This window comes from Vreelandella neptunia (genome assembly GCF_000712975.1).
GTDB classification, from domain to species: Bacteria; Pseudomonadota; Gammaproteobacteria; order Pseudomonadales; family Halomonadaceae; genus Vreelandella; species Vreelandella qaidamensis.
In genome coordinates, this window is the sequence record NZ_JHQL01000002.1 from 101,016 (window position 1) to 118,138 (window position 17,123).

The following is a 17,123-nucleotide window of genomic DNA, read 5'->3' on the forward strand; positions in this document are numbered from 1 at the left end:
ACACTGAAAATAGGCACCACCTGTTTTATGCATCGCCTCATTGAGGGCGAGATGTCGTGCTATCTGTTGGTATCTTATTAAAGGGCATGATTGAGTCGCGGCTCGCCGTTATCGCTAGCGTTGATAACCTCAGCGGCGTAACGCTAGCGCATCTGCTTATACTCACCATAGCCGCCACCGGAGACCGCTATGGATTATCAACACTACCGCACCGCCCTTGCCGAGACGCTCGCCCAAAGTGAGTTGCCCTTTGCGCCTTCCGAATACCAAACGCGCCTAGATAAGGTGCGCTATGCCATGGCCCAGCGCGGGCTGGATGCACTGCTGCTCACCGACCCTGCCGACATTAACTACTTAACCGGCTATCACACTTTTGAGGTATCAGTACACGCCTGCTTAGTGTGCACACCTACACAGCTGGTGTTGCAGGTGGCCTCTATCGAAACAGGGGCAGCCGTGGTCACGGCGCGTGTTGATGAAATCATTGGTTACCGATGGGAAAGCCTGGATGAGATCATCACGCCGCTTGCGGACTTACTCACTTCTTGCGAGCAAATTGGCATCGACGGCTGGAGCAGCGGTTTACGTGTAGGCGTGATGGACGCGCTGGCCAGCTCGGTGGGTAAAGAGCGCTTCTGCGAAGCAGGTGATCTGCTCGATACGATTCGCATTGTTAAAAGTAGCGCCGAGCTTGAAATGCTCAGCGAGAGTGCGCGCATTACCGCCGCGGGCTTAGAGGCAGCGATGGCCGCTATTCGCCCAGGCATGACCGATAACGATATTGCGGCCATCGGTGCTAAAGCACTGCTAGAAAACGGTAGCGAGTTCATGAGTTTGCAGCCTATCGTGACCAGCGGGCACCGCATCGGCGTGATTCACGTTAACCATAAGCGTCGCGTAATCCAGCCCAATGAACCGATATTTTTAGAATTTGGTGCTGCTTACCAGCGCTATACCGCCCCAATGATGCGCACGGCGGTGACAGGTAAGCCTAACGCTGAATTAACCGCCACCCGCGACTTGTGCCGCTCGCTGTTCGAGACGCTGTGCAGCCACATGAAACCAGGCAACACCTTTGATAATGCCGCGAGGGCAGCGGATGCCCTGCTGGCTCCCACCCGTGACCAGCTGTTTTTCTCGGGGGTATTTGGCTACGCCGTAGGCGCACAATTCCCCCCTAGCTGGGTGGAAGGCACCGGCTATATCGCCCAAGGCCTACATCGCCCCTTCGAAGAAAACATGGTCTTCCACTTACCGCTTTGCCTACGCGTTCCAGGCCAGTGGGGAGTAGGGTTAAGCGATACCGTGGTGGTTACCCAACACGGCGCTGAGCCACTGACCAACAACGATTGGCAGCTCTATCAGGCAACCGATCAATAACGAATAGATCATCGCGCTAATAACCTAAGATTGACAGTATGATTAACCAGCGTTATTGTCACCAAAGATGCAAATGAGAACTACTATCTTTTCATAGATGCTTTCATCTGAGGTGACAATCAGTGGAGGTAACGACAAGCTCTGTTAGTAAGCCCTGATAGTAAGTTCTGTTAGTAAGCCCTGATAGCAAGTTCGATCAGTCATTACTAAAAGTAAGCTCTATGGATAAGTGCCATGACTAGTGAGCAACGCCAGCTTCGCCAAACGTTGATTTTTTTACGCACCTCTTTTGAAGCAGTGCAGCACTCGATTGCCGGCCGGTTAGACGACCCCCTGCCCTGCTGGCTAGACACCAGCATGCTCACCCTGATGTCGCGGGAATTAGCCCGCTGCAGCCAGCAAGCCAAACCGCTCTTCCCGCCACTTGTCACCGAGCAAGTGTTTATCGCCTCTCAGCAGTGCGACTTGCTCCTCAAGCAGTGCCCTGGCGTACTAAGCAGCGCTGTTTGTTACCGTCAGCTAAGTGCGATTATGCTGGCGCTAACCAACGCGATTGAACAAACCGACACGCCAGCCAAGCGCCGCTGGCCTTGGCAGCGACGCTTTTAAATGGTTGGTTCGTTAGAATGTTTCCCACTCGTCAGCAACAAGCTCAGCTTTTTGAGTAGGTGCTTGATAGCTAGAAACAGGTTGCTTACTCACGCTTGCTGATTTTTGTGGCATCGGTAGCTGATAGCCCTCCGCCACTTTAAAATAGGCAACTGCGTTCGCAAGGTCTTGCGCCTGCTCTCCCAACGAGGCCGATGCAGTGGCCGTTTGCTCAACCAGTGAGGCGTTTTGCTGAGTGACATCATCCATCTGGTTAATCGCAATGCTCATTTGATCAATGGCTGAGGTCTGCTCATCAGATGCTCGGCTTACGTCCTCCATAAGGTCCGACACTTTACCGATATTTACCACTATCTGTGCCATTGACTCCCCAACGGCTTTCACCAGATTGCTTCCCTGCTCAACCACGCTGTTATTGTCGGTGATCAAGTCTTGAATTTGTTTGGCTGCGTCCGCGCTGCGCTGCGCCAGGCTTCTCACTTCTTGAGCAACCACCGCAAAGCCCCGCCCCTGCTCTCCAGCACGGGCTGCTTCTACCGAGGCATTCAACGCCAAAATATTGGTCTGAAAGGCAATACCGTCGATTAAAGCCACAATACCGCTAATTTTTTCTGAACTGTGATTGAGTTCATCCATTTTATTGACGGCTTCTTTGACTTTTTCGCCACCATAGCTCGCTGAGCGGCTAGCGGTGTGTGCAAGCGCGTTCGCTTCGCCAGTGTGCTGGGTATTATTTTTTACCGTCGCAGCCACCTGTTCCATACTTGCGGCAGTCTCTTGAAGGCTAGATGCCTGCTCTTCAGTACGCTGTGACAGGTCAATATTGCCCGACGAAATTTGACTTGAAGCGCTCGAGATGGCGCCCGCTGAGGCCTGAATACTACCGATAAGTCCTTGCAGCTTGCCTTGCATATCGCCTAGTTCATCAAGCATATCGCCGATTTCATCGCGGTGGGCATGGTGAATTTTTTGCGTTAGGTCGCCTTCTGCCATCGCATGAAAATGACGACGCGCTTGTACCAGCGGCTGCAAGATACGTTGAATTAGCAGCCAGCTAAGAATACCCGCCAGGATAACAGCGACCAGTAGGGCACCGATCATTAAGTTCCTCATCGTTGCCGCGCGTGATACTGCATTTTCATAGCCCGCCTGAGCCTCGCGCTCTTCCTGTGCAATGAGTTCATTTAACGTGGCGTGCATTTGACGATAGGCAGGTAACGCTTGGGTGAAGGCCATCTCATTGGCCTCTTCGTAGTTACCGACTGAGTAAAGAGGCATCGTGGGAGCTACCGTCACTAAAAGCTGCTGATAACTCTCGCGGAAACGCGCCGCGAGCGCTTCTGTTTCAGCAGACATTTCATTAGACGAGTACGCATGCCATATAGCATCGATCTGCGAGATATTTTGAATAATATTATCCATATGCATCTGCACAGAGTGATCGTGAAGCGTACTAACTGACAGCACCGGGTCATGCTGCCCCGAAAGTGACAACTCCATAATCATATCTTTAGAGTGGTCATTAAGCTGAGCAATGCGTTGGGTATCACGTAAATTTTCTTGATAAATCGTATCCACAGCGCGATTAGAGGAAGCCATTCCGCTAAAGCCCATTGCGCTAATACCTAACATGAGTATTAGCATTACGATAACCATCAAGATCAGGCGTTTTTTAATTGTCATTCGCAACATAATAGCTCTCGGCGCATTAGCGCATGGCGGTTTGGTTTAACAGTTCAACAACACACTCATTTTACTCTTTAACTTTTTTTAACAAAATTCACGTAATTGACACGCATCAAGCAAATGGCGCTTTTATCTACAAATGTTGCAGCTCTGTGATGTAACGAATGCCCCTGGCGGCCTAACGGCATCTATATCACTGCTTAGCAGTTTATAGTAAACTGGTCTATTCTATTCATCTCGATCTAATTGACCGTTTCCAAAAGGAGTTTGCCCATGGCGTATGAAACGCTCTTCACCCCTATTCAGTTAGGCAGTTTATCGATTCCGAACCGCGTGATCATGGCGCCCCTAACACGCTCACGCACCCCAGACAGCGTTCCAGGCAAGATGCAGGAAGCCTATTACGGCCAACGAGCAGGGGCTGGGCTGATTATTAGTGAAGCCACCAATATTTCCCCTGCTGCCAAGGGTTATGTGTATACACCAGGCATCTGGACAGATGAGCAAGAAGCTGGCTGGAAGGGTGTGGTGAATGCAGTACATGCCAAAGGCGGCCGTATCGCGCTGCAGCTGTGGCACGTTGGGCGCGTGTCCCATGAAATGGTGCAACCGAATGGCCAACAGCCTGTTGCCCCTAGTGCATTAAAAGGGGAAGGCGCTCAGTGCTTTGTTGAGTTTGAAGACGGCACTGCTGGCCAGCACCCTACCAGTACGCCCCGTGCACTGGAAACCGATGAGATCCCAGGCATTGTCGATGACTACCGCCAAGCGGCCGTTCGCGCCAAACGCGCAGGCTTCGATATGGTTGAAGTGCATGCAGCCAATGCTTACTTGCTTAACCAGTTTTTGGCCACCGGCACCAATCAGCGTACCGACCAATATGGCGGCTCGTTGGAGAATCGCGCACGCTTTCCATTGGAAGTCGTCGATGCGGTGATTGAGGTATTTGGCGCAGCACGTGTTGGCATTCGCCTGACGCCGTTTATCGAACTGTTCGGCCTGACCGATGATGAGCCTGAAGCCATGGCTTTCTATCTTGCGGAGCAACTGTCCAAACGCGGCTTAGCCTATCTGCACTTAAATGAGCCTAACTGGATTGGTGGCGACATCACCTTCCCTGACGGCTTTCGGGAACAAATGCGCGAACGCTTTAACGGCTGCCTGATCTACTGCGGCAACTACGACGCTGCTCACGCAGAAGCTCGCATTAGCGAAAAAACTGCTGATGCGGTGGCCTTTGGCCGTCCTTATATCGCCAACCCAGACTTGCCAGAACGCTTCCGAGTGAACGCGCCACTTACCGAACCGAACCCCGAAACGTTCTACGGTGGTGACGAAAAAGGCTATACCGATTATCCATTTATGGATAACGGCTACGATCGTATTGACTAAAGAGCTTGCCCAACAACATGCCATAAGAATGAAAAGCACCACTTAAGTGGTGCTTTTTTTTTGTCTGCGCCTGCCCAAACGCTGCTAGGCTATTGATTCTGGCGTTTTAACCTACAGGTGAGTCATGCTCGGTTCGCTGTTCGCTCTGCTCGTGTCGCTCCTGCTTGTTGGCCTTACTGCCACCACGGGGGCGCGTTTTCGTCCTGATGACTGGTACCGCGAACTGCGCAAACCCAGCTGGACGCCACCTGACATCGCCTTCCCTATCGCCTGGGGCATTCTTTATCTATTGATGGCCATTGCGGCATGGCGCATTTATATGGCCGATGACACACCCTTACGCACGGCAGGCTTGATAGTTTATGGCCTTCAACTGTTGGTTAATGCGGCGTGGTCATGGTTGTTCTTTGGCCGAAAGCAGATCACCACAGCGCTGGCAGATATCGTGCTCCTGTTGGGATTAATTACACTAGCCATTGTGCTATTTGCTAATGTGAGCCTGTTGGCAGCTTGGTTAATGGTGCCTTACTGGCTTTGGGTGGCGCTTGCGTTGACGCTTAATACGTCTATTCTACGGTTAAATCACAGGGCCTAAACGCCCATCGACAGGGTTTATCACATGGATGTCACTTCGCTTCCTTTCCTACTCGCTGTTGCCTCATTAGTCTTAGGCTTGTTGGCAGCTGCCATTTTTGTGTATGTGGTGGTACCTAGAAGACGCCGCGCTAAAGCAAAGGCCGCCACGCCGCCGACAACGCCCAAAGCCGAACCACAATCTCCCTCGCCTGAACCAGAGGCCCCCGCTCCTGCTGCGCGTAAAGAGAAAGTAAAACAACACTCCCTTTTTGTGATTTTTGCCCACCCCGATACCACCACAGACGAACGTTTGGCCGAGTGGTTGCGGGGAAAAGAAGCCACCTATGACCCAGTTAAGAAAATTTATCTTATCAGCGGCAAGCAGCCTTCCAACCCAGTTACTATCGCTAACGCCTTTCCGCCTGGTGAGATGCCCGACCTACTGCGCGGGGAAACCCACGAACCCATTCGTGGGGTTAGCCTGCTAGTAAAACCGCCGCTGCATAAACGCCGTAATCAGCAAATGTACGTTTATGTCGAACTCGCCAAAGAACTACACGAGACCTTTAGCGGCGATTTACTGGATGTCGACCGGCTACCTGCCACGGAAACGACCTACACACAGATTATTGGCTAACCTGTTTAGCGATTAAACCACGCCTTGGCTACGCAGGTAGTCATCATAGCTACCGCTAAAGTCGACAAGTCCCTCGGGCTGCATATCGATAATGCGCGTGGCCAGTGACGAAACAAACTCGCGGTCGTGGCTGACAAATATCAGCGTGCCTGGATAGTTCTCCAGCGCCAAGTTCAGCGCCTCAATCGATTCCATATCCAGGTGGTTGGTCGGCTCGTCCATCAACAAAACGTTGGGGTTAGTGAGCGTTAGCTTGCCAAACAGCATGCGTCCTTGCTCACCACCTGAAATCACTCTGACAGATTTATTAATGTCGTCGCTGGAAAACAGCATCCGCCCCAACGCACCGCGCACCACCTGCTCGCCGCCTTTGGTCCATTGACTCATCCACTCGAAGAGCGTGGCATCGACAGGAAAGTCATCGGTGTGATCTTGAGCAAACATGCCCACTTCCGCGGCATCAGTCCATTTCACTTCACCGGCATCGGGGTGCAAGTCACCCGCCAGGGTTTTCAGCAGGGTGGTTTTACCTATGCCGTTGGGGCCGATAATGGCTATCCGCTCACCCGCTTCGACGGTCATCGAGAAACGCTCAAAGAGCGGCTTCTCATCGTCGTAGCCTTTAGTGATCGCATCAACGTTCACCGCATTGCGGTGGATCTTTTTATTCTGATCGAAGCGGATAAACGGGCTAACCCGGCTTGAAGGCTTGATATCTTCCAGCTTGATTTTGTCGATCTGGCGCGCCCGTGAAGTGGCTTGTTTGGCTTTAGAGGCGTTGGCCGAGAAGCGGCTAACAAACTGCTGAAGCTCGGCAATTTGGGCTTTTTTCTTGGCATTATCCGAATGCTGGCGCTCGCGGGCAGCAGTGGCAGCGGTCATGTAGTCGTCGTAGTTGCCAGGGAACAGGGTAATCTCCCCGTAATCCAGGTCCGCCATGTGCGTGCACACACTATTCAGGAAGTGACGGTCGTGAGAAATAATCACCATGGTACTGCTGCGCGCTTTAAGGATATCTTCCAGCCAGCGGATCGTATTGATATCCAGGTGGTTAGTCGGTTCGTCGAGCAGCAGTACATCCGGGTCGGAAAACAGCGCCTGGGCGAGCAGCACGCGCAGCTTCCAGCCGGGAGCAACTTCGCTCATCGGGCCGGTATGCTGTTCAATGGGAATACCTAGCCCTAGCAGTAGCTCTCCGGCGCGAGACTCAGCGGTATAGCCGTCAAGCTCGGCAAAGCGCACTTCAAGATCAGCCACCGCCATGCCATCTGCTTCACTCATTTCTGCCAACGAATAGATCCGCTCGCGCTCGGCGGCTACTTTCCAGAGTTCAACGTTACCCATGATAACGGTGTCGATGACCCGCTCGTTCTCATAGGCAAACTGATCCTGACGCAGTTTACCCAGCCGCGTGCTGCTATCAAGCATGACCTGACCGGACGAAGGCTCAAGCTCGCCACCCAAAATCTTCATAAAGGTGGATTTACCGCAACCATTGGCGCCAATCAAACCGTAGCGATTGCCGTTATTAAATTTGACGGAAACATTTTCAAACAGGGGCTTGGCCCCAAACTGCATGGTGATATTGGCGGTTGCGATCAAGATGTGAGCCCTGGTTAACAGTGTAATTGCGCGTTCAAAGGCCCGCGATTCTACGCGCCTTTGAGCAGCGTTACACCTCCCCTCTAGCGGGCATTCCCTAACTTAGCCGGCAGCTCAAGTAGAAAGCGTTCACCATCAAGCGCTTGGCGCAGTCGCGTGCTGAGTATATCGACAATGCCAGCGTGTTCGCCCACCAGCGCTGTGGTTGTCACGCTCAACCCAGGGTGGCGCTGTGCAGCGGCGGCGCAAATCTCAGCGATATCGCCACCTTCACCCGCATGACGCCCAGGCGAGAGAAACAGCATCGCTAAAATCACCGAGCCTGTTTGAAACTCCGGCGTATCCAGCAAATGTTCCAACAGCGGCTCATTAAAGCGATATTCGTCACCATCACGGCGCTCCATGGAAGCCGCTGCTACGCAGCTAACGTCATCTCCCAGTAGCACGCTTAACTGCCCAGCTAAGCGATTGCGCACGGCTGTCACGTCAGGAATCGGGCTACCGTGATCCACCAGGGCTACGTGTGGCGTCGTTCCCGCCTGGCGCTTGTCGCGCACGTTGTCAGCCAGCAGCTTGGCTAAACGCAGGTCGTTATTGCCCCGTTCATCTACCAACGGCTGGGCCACACGAACGCTCACTTGAGGAAACCGCGCCTGCAGTGCTGCCATGCGCTCTGGCAGGTAGCCCGTCAGAGCCTTGCTTGGCCCAAAGAAGAATGGCAGCACAATGATCTCTGTCGCCCCCTGCTCGGCGCTTCGCTCAGCCGCTGGGCCTAGGGTAATCGCGGGGATACCGTCGACCTCTTCAGGAGGAATTTTATTGGAGTGCAGCAAAGAAGCCGCCTGCACGGTTTCTCCTAGCTGTTGGCTGAGCGCAAACGCTACACGGCGCAAGCTATGGGTTGCCTGGGGCCGTAATGAGCCGTTATCGACGAGAAAAATCGCGCGCATGTCGGTATACCTATCGGTGTTAGTTGTTGGTTTTTAAACTTACAAGCTACGAAGTAAGCCGCTAAGAAGTAAGCACATCCGCTGCTGCGCGATGCAGCTGGGCGTGACGTTGTGCCAGTGCGATGATATTGCGGTCATAACCGCCGCCAATCACTGCCGCCACGGGAATATCTGCATCACGACAGCAGCGAAGCACATAATGGTCGCGGGCATACAGGCCGTCGCTGCTAAGCGCTAAATAGCCCAGCCGATCCTCTTGGTGGACATCAACGCCCGCGTCATACAGCACTACATCTGGCTGATAAGCTGCCAGAATCCCTGGCAACCGGGACGCAAGCTCGGCCAAATAAGCGTCATCACTCATACCATCAGGCAGCGCAATATCTAGGTCGCTTGAGGCCTTGCGCGCTGGAAAATTACCCGCGGCGTGCATGGAAAACGTAAATACCCCAGGCACCCCGGTAAACAATCGGGCAGTACCATCGCCTTGATGAACATCGCAATCAACGATCAGTACCCGCTCAGCCCAACCACGGGCCAACGCCTGGGCCGCCGCCACCGCCAGGTCATTAATTAGGCAGTAACCGCTGGCAGCATCGGCATGGGCATGGTGAGTGCCGCCTGCCGAATTACAGGCAACGCCATTGGTCAGCGCCGCTTCAAGCGTGAGCAGCGTGCCGCCGGTTTCTAGCCTCACTCTCTCGACTAATTCAGGTGACCACGTAAAGCCGCTACGCCGTTGAGCAGCACGATCTAAAGTGCCCTGTATTAGCGCGTTTAGGTAATCGTGGGTATGCACCCGGGCAAGGGTGCTGATAGGCGCTGGTTCAGGCATTAGCCACTCAACGGGGCAAGCCAACGGCTGTTCGCCAAGCAGTTGCCTGAGCACCCGAAATTTTTCCATCGGAAAGGGGTGGTTGACTGGTAAATTAATCGTATAACCCGGATGATGCACGATCGTTAACGCCATATGTGCGTTGCCACTTTGTTAATTAATATTGATTTGGCATAGATGCCTTATGTTGCTTGATACCACCGCCCTAAACCAGCAAAGAAACTTCTTCGATGGCCATGCCGATATCTGGCTTTTTGGTTACGGCTCGCTGATCTGGAAGGCCGACTTTGCTTACCTAGAACGTCAGCCTGCCTATATTACTGGCTGGGCACGACGCTTTTGGCAAGGCTCCCACGACCACCGTGGCACGCCTGATTCGCCGGGTCGCGTCGCGACGCTAATTCGTGCCCAAGGGGCTGTCTGCCATGGCATGGCGTATCGCATTACTCCTGATGTGTTGGCACCGCTGGATGTACGTGAAAAGAACGGCTACCTGCGTGAAAAAGTGCCGCTGACTTTTCTAGGGCAACCAGATAAGGCACCACCGCCCCAAGCAACGGCTGAAGGGCTAATCTACTTAGCTACTGACGAAAATCCCGCTTTTTTAGGCGATGCACCACTAACCGACATCGCCCAACAGATCGCCCAGGCCCATGGACCAAGTGGTTCTAATAAAGCTTACTTGTTAAACCTGGCCCAAGCGCTGCGCGAATTGGGTATCGATGATGCCCATGTTTACTCATTGGAAGAGCAGGTGCGCCGTTTATGAACCACCCATCAACACCCTCTTTAACACTCTCTTCAGCACACCCCACCACCTCGGCAATCGCCCCTTCTAGCCTGATATTGGCCGTGGTAGCGGCCGTTGGGATGGCCACGATTGGCGTTATTTCTCGGATTACCGAGCTAAATGCCGAAAGTATTACTTTTTATCGGCTGAGCTTGGGGGCAGCATTTTTGCTGATCTATCTGGTGCTGACAAAACGCCACGTTATGCTGAAAACGCTGCCGGGGCGGCACGTGGTGATCAGTGGTGTATTACTAGCGGCGTTTATACTGTTTTACGTTCAAGCCATGAACTATACCCAAATGGCCAACGCTATTTTGATGGTGTATCTTGCGCCGATTTTTGCCGCCATTGTGGCTCATCTGCTGTTCTCTGAGCGCCTAACACTCACGCAGGTGGGACTTATTGGGTTAGCCCTATTTGGGTTTGCCATGATGCAGGAGTTTCGCCTTAATCTAGACAACCGCCAAGACGTGATCGGTATGGGCTTTGGCTTAGCCGCTATGTTTGCCTACAGCGGCTTTATTCTGATGAACCGTCGTTTACCAAGCCGTCTGGATGACCGCGCCTGCGCATTTTGGCAGTTGCTGGTCGGTGCGCTGGTTATCCTGCCGTTTGCTTTGTGGCAGCCTGAGGGGCTCACTGCCGCAGCATGGCAGTGGCCTTGGCTCTTAGTGGCTGGCTTCGTGCCTGGGTTCTTGGCGCTGCTGTGTGCCGTCATGGCGATAAGCCGCTTACCCACCGCGCTATACGGCACACTGGCCTACTGCGAGCCGGTAGCGGTAGTGATTTTCGGTTGGAGCCTATTTGGGGAGGCGCTATCGCCGCTGCAGCTAAGCGGCTGCGCGCTGATTATTGCCTGCGGCATAGCGCAAGCCTGGATGGGTGGGCGGCGGCCTAGACCATTAGCCACGACAGGATAAACACCGCTAGCACAATGCGCACGATGGCTCCCAACAGGGAGCCCCGTAGTAATGCTCGGATACCTCGCCACAACAACCACAAGCCAATTACCAATACCAATAGACTGAAGAACGACGCATTGATACCCAAAGAGCGAGTAAGACCGTCGATAAAGTCGTCAAACGCGCCAAAAAAATTGGTGAAAAAGCCTAGTAAAAATTCCACCATCACGCGAATAGCGTCGCCAATGGCTTCGCCTGTACCGTCAAAAAATCCGTTTGCCTGCATGGGTCTCGTCCATCGCTAAAAAAGTTGTCGGTATTGTCAGTGAAAACATAGCCGTTGCAAAGCATACCGACAAAGCAGCTTGTTCCTCCCTTTCGCGCCTCATCCTTTCACGCCCTATCCTTTCACGCCCTATCCTTTCACGCCCTACCCTTTTAAACCCTATCCTTTTAAACCCTATGCTTATTACGTCCACCCTTAAGACGTTTACCCTATTTCACTTTCACGGCAAACACGTTAAAACGTCAACAATGCAGTAGCGGGAGAGACTGGTGCCTGCCACCAGCGCCGAAGGAGCAACGACCCCGGAAACTCTCAGGCCAACGGACCGCTACTGCCTATTCAAAAATACGTTCCGAAGAGCGGTTGATGACTGCGTCACTCAGCCCACCGAAGGAGCAAGCGCCTCAATTGATGCGTGAATCTCTCAGGTTCCATGACGGAAGGGGTACGCCTAGCCATTTGTGTGCTGGGGGTATCGCCCGACGCTCATACAATCTGGAGAGTATCATGCAACGCATTGCTGTTATTGGCGGTGGAATCACCGGTATTACAAGCGCTTATGCCCTAGCAAAGCGTGGTTTTGACGTCACTGTTTTTGAAAAACACCGCTATGCGGCAATGGAAACCTCCTTTGCCAACGGCGGGCAGCTCTCAGCGTCGAATGCAGAAGTGTGGAACCACTGGCCGACAGTCATTAAAGGCCTGCGCTGGATGCTGAAAAACGACGCACCGCTGCTAGTTAACCCCCGCCCTAGCTGGCATAAACTCAGCTGGTTCGCCGAATTTATCGCCGCTATCCCCCGTTATGCTGACAACACCACAGAAACTACTCGGTTAGCCATTGCTGCCCGAGAACATCTCTTTCAGTGGGCGAAAGACGAGCAGATTGAGTTCGATCTTAAGCAACAGGGCATTTTGCACATCTACCGTGACAAAGCCGGTTTTGATCACGCAGCGCGGGTATCCCAGCTGCTAGCGAAAGGTGGCCTTGAGCGACGTGCAGTGACCCCAGACGAAATGCGCGCCATCGAGCCTACACTTGCGGGCAGCTACCATGGCGGTTTCTATACCGAAAGCGACGCCACTGGCGATATCCACAAGTACACCAATGGCTTGGCACGCGCTGCAGCCAAGCGCGGCGTACAGCTGAATTACGGCCACCATATTAATGATATCGGCGCAGACGAGAACGGGGCATGGGTGAGTGCTACGGTCGACAATGAAACAACACGCCAGAGCTTCGATAGCGTGGTGGTTTGCGCAGGTACTGGCAGCCGCGCCATTGCCGCTAAACTTGGCGACCGGGTCAATATCTATCCAGTAAAGGGCTATTCTATTACCGTGCAGCTAGATGACGAAGCTTCTCAGCAAGCTGCGCCAACGGTCAGCCTGCTAGATGATGAAACCAAGTTGGTGACTAGCCGACTAGGAAATGACCGCTTCCGCGTGGCGGGTACCGCAGAGTTTAACGGCGCGAATCGCGATATACGCAATGACCGTATTCAGCCGCTGGTTCGCTGGGTAGAAGAGTGCTTCCCAGGTGTGAGCACCCAGCGTGTCGTGCCCTGGGCAGGCCTACGCCCGATGCTACCTAATATGCTACCCAAGGTTGGGCCTGGCCGCTTACCCACGGTGTTCTATAACACCGGACACGGCCATTTAGGCTGGACACTTTCTGCGATTACCGCCGAAATGCTGGCAGATGCAGTGGATACTTCTCAAGCAGCTTCACTCGCCGCTACGCGTTAACGGTATTTATTAGCTGGCACTGTCTAAACAAAAGCTAAAAGCATTATCAGGGATGGTTATTAAAAACAGCCCCTGGAAGCAGCCCCTGAAAAACGATTCTTAGCAACCGCTACGAACAACTCCCGTTAAAAAAAGGGGCCACAAGCCCCTTACTTGCCAGAGGTTAGTCTTGCCAGAAGGTTAATAGACTACCGCATCTCGCCCTTTTTCTTTCGCTTGATAAAGGGCGTTATCCGCCCGTTTCATCACGCTCTGCTGGGATTCATCAGGCGTTACTTCAACTACACCTAAGCTAACTGTCACACTACCGATCGAGGGAAATTGCGCTTTTCGTATGCAGCAGCGTATTTTATCGGCCAACTTTACCGCCTGTTTTAGCGATGTTTCAGGGGCTAAAATCATAAACTCTTCACCACCCCAACGTGCGCAGTAATCGGCAGCGCGTAAGTTATCTTCTAACAGTTTGGCAAGCGCAGCCAAGACTTGATCACCAACGTCATGGCCCTGGTTATCATTAATTAACTTGAAATGGTCGATATCAAGCATGATTAGCGAAAAAGGGCGCACATAACGATTAAAACGCCCTATTTCATGCTTTAGCAAATAGTCAAAACGTGACCGATTAATTAGTCCGGTTAACATATCCGTCGTTGCTAAGCGTTTTAGCTCGGCTTCTTTCTCAACACGCTTAGAAATATCACGCTGAACAAGTATTAAGACATTATCAGTATAACCAGGCACATTCATGGCGGTGATGCGCCATTCAATAACACTGCCCCCCGCCACATTGGGCGTGCGTTTGCCATCGTCAAGACCTGATATCGAACAGCCTACGCTTAATTCGCCACTATCTAATGCATTATGCAGTCGGCTAAGAAGCCGCTGATTTTTGGCTTCGTGATGAACAATTTTTGGAGCTGAGCCAAGCCATTGGTGACGACTTCCTCCCCAAAACTGAGCGTACTCGTCACTCACATCCAAAATGCGGATACCGTCGCCATTGGGTTGTCGGCTTAACACGGCAGTCGCTTGGCTACTTGGTTCGCTAATTGCAAGCAGCACGTTCTTCCCTGTTTCCAACATAATCGTTTCTTCCAATGAATGTTAGCGTGGGGCTGTCTCATCCCAGAAACGAGCCGTTTACCCACAGCCACAGCCAAAAAAGCACTGAGATAAATAAAAAACGACACCAGCGTCGCTAAGCGTAGCTCATACCCAGCGGTTTGCGCGAAAGTCGCTCGTTTAGCCATCTTTCGTCACTCATTGTAATAGTGGCGTTTTACTTCACTTCGTTACTCGATGGCTTTCGACATGCCTCAAAGCAACAGCCTCAACATACCAACTGCACGATGCTTGTGAGAGGTGGTTGTGAGAGGTGGTTGTGAGAGACGGTTGTGAGAGACGGTTGTGAGCGATAGCCAAACCTGATAAATTAACGCTAATAGTTATCATTAACACAGGACATAGCCTCTCATGCAGCCTAGGAAAAAAGATGTTCCGCTAGAAGGCTCGCCTAGCGCATCTCGCGAGGTGACAAGTCAGGCGCTGCTTGATCAAGACGGTCAGTTGGTTATTCACCATGAACAGCGACGCTATGTGCTGCGCCGCACGAAAAGCGGCAAGCTGATCCTAACAGCGTAAACCTTTTAAAAATAACCGCTTACCTACTACTACCGCTTTTAGCCAGCCAGGTAGCCCATCGCACCCAGCCAGCAACATTATCCATCACTTTCTGTTGGAACTGTCTGGCCCATGAAACCAATTCATACGATAGGCCTTTGCCTTACCTTACTTCCTCTTCTGCCCGCCTACGCCAATGACACGTACTTAGATCCCGTCACGGTAACAGGCACCCGAGCACCGACGGATCTTTCCCGCGCACCGCTGATTATCGACATCATCGACCGCCAAGATGCAACGCTTGCCACCGCAAGTCGCGTTGAAGACGTGCTGAGTCGCCAACCTGGCCTGCATGTTGCTGGCCAAGGACGCAGGAATGGCCAAACGCTGAGCATGCGTGGCTTCGGGAAAAATGGTGTCCTAGTTCGCTTAGATGGCATTCGCCAAGATATTACCACCGGTCATGTAGGCAACTTTTTTCTAGACCCAGCGCTGATTCAAGAGGTGCAGATTGCCCGTGGCTCGCTTTCCAGCCTATACGGTAGCAACGCCATGGGCGGTGTTGTTAGCTTTACCAGTGTAGAGGCCAGCGACCTATTAGCCCCAGATGAAGATAGCGGTGCACGTCTTTCCCTAGGCGGGTCGACGGCTAACGACGAGCTACGCGGCAGCCTAACGGCATTTGGCCGCCGTGAAACGGCTAATGGGCAAGTGGATGGGCTATTTTCTGTCGGCCGTAGCGAGTCCGGCGATATTCGTCGCGCGGGCGGTGATGAAGCAGTAGAAGATGCCAGCCTCAATAGCCTGCTGCTCAAAGGCGGCTGGACGCCAAATGAAGAACAGCGGGTGTTTATTAGCTGGCAGCACTATGACGAGCGCGCCACCCAACCCGCTAACCCGCAGCAGCTATCAACCAGCGCTAGCAACCCATTACGCGATCGTGACGTTGAGAGCAATAACGTACAACTTGGCCACCGCTGGCAACCGAGTGGTGCCACTGAAATCACCTCACAGCTTACCTTTAGCCAACAGGATATCGACGAGCCACAGGCTAGCCGTACTCTTGAGCGGGTCGGCCTGCAGAGCGACGGCTATCACAGCATCGACCATGGCTGGCTTTCACAAACGCTGGTGTTTGGTGCAGAGCTGGAGCAGACCCGCCAGCGGCCTGACGGTGAAGCGAATGGTTTCCCTCACGCTGATATCGATACCCAATCAGCCTATCTTGACACCACCCTCACGGCAGGTAGCTACTTGACTGAGGGCGGCGCGGGGCAGTTTGACGTCGGCATTGGCGCTCGCTACGACCGCTATGACGCCAGCGGTCAAAACAATGCCGACAGCGTGCACGACCAAGTGTCGCCACGCTTTCGTCTTGCCTGGCGACCCGACGACTCCTTGATGCTGTTCTCCGGCTACGCCGAAGCCTTCCGCGCGCCCAGCCTTTCCGAGCTTTACGCTAACGAGCGCCACTTTGCTGGGTTCTGTGCAGGACCGTTTTTCTGTACGCCCGACAACTACTGGATTCCCAACCCCAACCTATCGCCTGAAACCAGCCGTACCTGGGAAAGCGGCGTGGTATGGCACCAAGGTGACTGGCAGGTGCGTGCCAGCTACTTCGACACCCGTGCAGATGACTTCATCGACACTCAGGTCGATATCATGGCGGGCACTACCCAAGCCGTAAACGTGCAGCGTGCCCAGCTATGGGGCTATGACGCACGTCTTACTTGGCAACCTAGCGAGTTCCCGATGCTGACCAGCTTTGTAGGCCTGTCAGAGGTATCTGGCAAAGACCGCGACAGCGGTGAGGCTCTGGGTAGCCAAACACCCCTGGAAATGACGCTGGGCAGTGATGTCGCGCTTTATAACAGCGCTATACGGGTCGGTTGGCAAGGCCGCTTTGCTCAAGCTTTCGACAAGCAAGGCGACGACGAACGCCTCCCAGGCTATGGGCTGCACGATATACACCTTGCCTGGCAAATCACCCCTGCTATTGATACCGCGCTGCGCCTCGCCAACCTTGGCGACAAAGTATGGTATCGGCCTGATGGCAGCCTGGGCGACGGACGCAGCCTGTTCGCCACTCTCAATTGGCAGTGGTAACCC

The 17,123-nt window shown here is 53.2% G+C and carries 16 protein-coding genes and 2 riboswitches; of the genes, 10 read left to right on the forward strand and 6 right to left on the reverse strand.

The genetic code is table 11. The annotated features are described in order from the left end of the window. Positions 1-189: 189 nt before the first annotated feature. Both CR46_RS0105130 and CR46_RS0105135 read left to right on the forward strand, forming a co-directional pair. Complete coding sequence (locus tag CR46_RS0105130) at positions 190-1,380, forward strand: M24 family metallopeptidase (RefSeq protein WP_030070584.1); 1,191 nt, start codon at positions 190-192, stop codon at positions 1,378-1,380. A 234-nt stretch (positions 1,381-1,614) separates the two neighbouring features. Further along, positions 1,615-1,989, forward strand: a complete 375-nt coding sequence (locus tag CR46_RS0105135) for a hypothetical protein (RefSeq protein ID WP_030070586.1) — start codon at positions 1,615-1,617, stop codon at positions 1,987-1,989. 12 nt (positions 1,990-2,001) lie between these two features. Here the strand turns inward: CR46_RS0105135 and CR46_RS0105140 are convergent, their stop codons facing one another. Beyond that, a complete protein-coding gene (locus CR46_RS0105140) occupies positions 2,002-3,681 on the reverse strand; it encodes a methyl-accepting chemotaxis protein (protein WP_030070587.1) in 1,680 nt (559 codons plus the stop codon). 267 nt (positions 3,682-3,948) lie between these two features. Here CR46_RS0105140 and CR46_RS0105145 point away from each other — a divergent pair, with 267 nt between their 5' ends. The 3 genes from CR46_RS0105145 to CR46_RS0105155 all read left to right on the forward strand — a co-directional run bounded on the left by CR46_RS0105145 (position 3,949) and on the right by CR46_RS0105155 (position 6,280). Beyond that, entirely contained in the window at positions 3,949-5,067 is a 1,119-nt protein-coding gene (locus CR46_RS0105145; protein ID WP_030070589.1) for an alkene reductase, read from the forward strand. Between the two features lie 124 nt (positions 5,068-5,191). After that, positions 5,192-5,662 carry a TspO/MBR family protein gene (locus CR46_RS0105150; RefSeq protein WP_030070591.1) on the forward strand — a complete coding sequence of 157 codons (471 nt, stop codon included), beginning with the start codon at positions 5,192-5,194 and terminating at the stop codon, positions 5,660-5,662. 24 nt (positions 5,663-5,686) lie between these two features. Next, positions 5,687-6,280: a cell division protein ZipA C-terminal FtsZ-binding domain-containing protein gene (locus CR46_RS0105155; protein ID WP_030070593.1), complete on the forward strand. Its 594-nt coding sequence runs from the start codon at positions 5,687-5,689 to the stop codon at positions 6,278-6,280. Between the two features lie 12 nt (positions 6,281-6,292). On the opposite strand, the gene CR46_RS0105160 is transcribed toward CR46_RS0105155, so the two are convergent. The 3 genes from CR46_RS0105160 to CR46_RS0105170 form a co-directional block, all read right to left on the reverse strand. Further along, positions 6,293-7,882 carry an ABC-F family ATPase gene (locus tag CR46_RS0105160; protein WP_030070595.1) on the reverse strand — a complete coding sequence of 530 codons (1,590 nt, stop codon included), beginning with the start codon at positions 7,880-7,882 and terminating at the stop codon, positions 6,293-6,295. Positions 7,883-7,965: 83 nt separating this feature from the next. Continuing rightward, on the reverse strand, positions 7,966-8,832 hold the full coding sequence (locus CR46_RS0105165; protein WP_030070597.1) for a sirohydrochlorin chelatase: 867 nt from the start codon (positions 8,830-8,832) through the stop codon (positions 7,966-7,968). A gap of 61 nt (positions 8,833-8,893) precedes the next feature. Then, positions 8,894-9,802 carry a histone deacetylase family protein gene (locus CR46_RS0105170; RefSeq protein ID WP_030070599.1) on the reverse strand — a complete coding sequence of 303 codons (909 nt, stop codon included), beginning with the start codon at positions 9,800-9,802 and terminating at the stop codon, positions 8,894-8,896. 49 nt (positions 9,803-9,851) lie between these two features. Here CR46_RS0105170 and CR46_RS0105175 point away from each other — a divergent pair, with 49 nt between their 5' ends. Then, positions 9,852-10,436 (forward strand): gamma-glutamylcyclotransferase, encoded by a 585-nt coding sequence (locus CR46_RS0105175; RefSeq protein WP_030070601.1) that lies wholly within the window; start codon positions 9,852-9,854, stop codon positions 10,434-10,436. Continuing rightward, on the forward strand, positions 10,433-11,377 hold the full coding sequence (locus CR46_RS0105180) for a DMT family transporter (RefSeq protein ID WP_030070603.1): 945 nt from the start codon (positions 10,433-10,435) through the stop codon (positions 11,375-11,377). Before CR46_RS0105175 ends, CR46_RS0105180 begins: the two co-directional genes overlap by 4 nt. Here the strand turns inward: CR46_RS0105180 and CR46_RS0105185 are convergent. Further along, positions 11,352-11,645, reverse strand: coding sequence for a hypothetical protein (locus CR46_RS0105185; protein ID WP_030070605.1), 294 nt, complete (start codon positions 11,643-11,645; stop codon positions 11,352-11,354). The two genes, CR46_RS0105180 and CR46_RS0105185, sit on opposite strands and share 26 nt — an antisense overlap. Positions 11,646-11,892: 247 nt before the next feature. Continuing rightward, positions 11,893-11,983: riboswitch (glycine riboswitch) on the forward strand. Between the two features lie 4 nt (positions 11,984-11,987). Then, positions 11,988-12,095, forward strand: a riboswitch (glycine riboswitch). 57 nt (positions 12,096-12,152) lie between these two features. On the opposite strand from CR46_RS0105185, the gene CR46_RS0105190 reads away from it, so the two are divergent. After that, positions 12,153-13,394 (forward strand): D-amino acid dehydrogenase, encoded by a 1,242-nt coding sequence (locus tag CR46_RS0105190; RefSeq protein ID WP_030070607.1) that lies wholly within the window; start codon positions 12,153-12,155, stop codon positions 13,392-13,394. 180 nt (positions 13,395-13,574) lie between these two features. On the opposite strand, the gene CR46_RS0105195 is transcribed toward CR46_RS0105190, so the two are convergent. After that, positions 13,575-14,477: a sensor domain-containing diguanylate cyclase gene (locus tag CR46_RS0105195; protein WP_030070609.1), complete on the reverse strand. Its 903-nt coding sequence runs from the start codon at positions 14,475-14,477 to the stop codon at positions 13,575-13,577. A gap of 390 nt (positions 14,478-14,867) precedes the next feature. On the opposite strand from CR46_RS0105195, the gene hemP reads away from it, so the two are divergent. Together hemP and CR46_RS0105210 are read left to right on the forward strand one after the other, a co-directional pair. Further along, entirely contained in the window at positions 14,868-15,035 is a 168-nt protein-coding gene (hemP, locus tag CR46_RS18085; protein ID WP_084180376.1) for a hemin uptake protein HemP, read from the forward strand. A 111-nt stretch (positions 15,036-15,146) separates the two neighbouring features. Beyond that, positions 15,147-17,120, forward strand: coding sequence for a TonB-dependent receptor domain-containing protein (locus tag CR46_RS0105210; RefSeq protein WP_030070611.1), 1,974 nt, complete (start codon positions 15,147-15,149; stop codon positions 17,118-17,120). Positions 17,121-17,123: the final 3 nt, after the last annotated feature.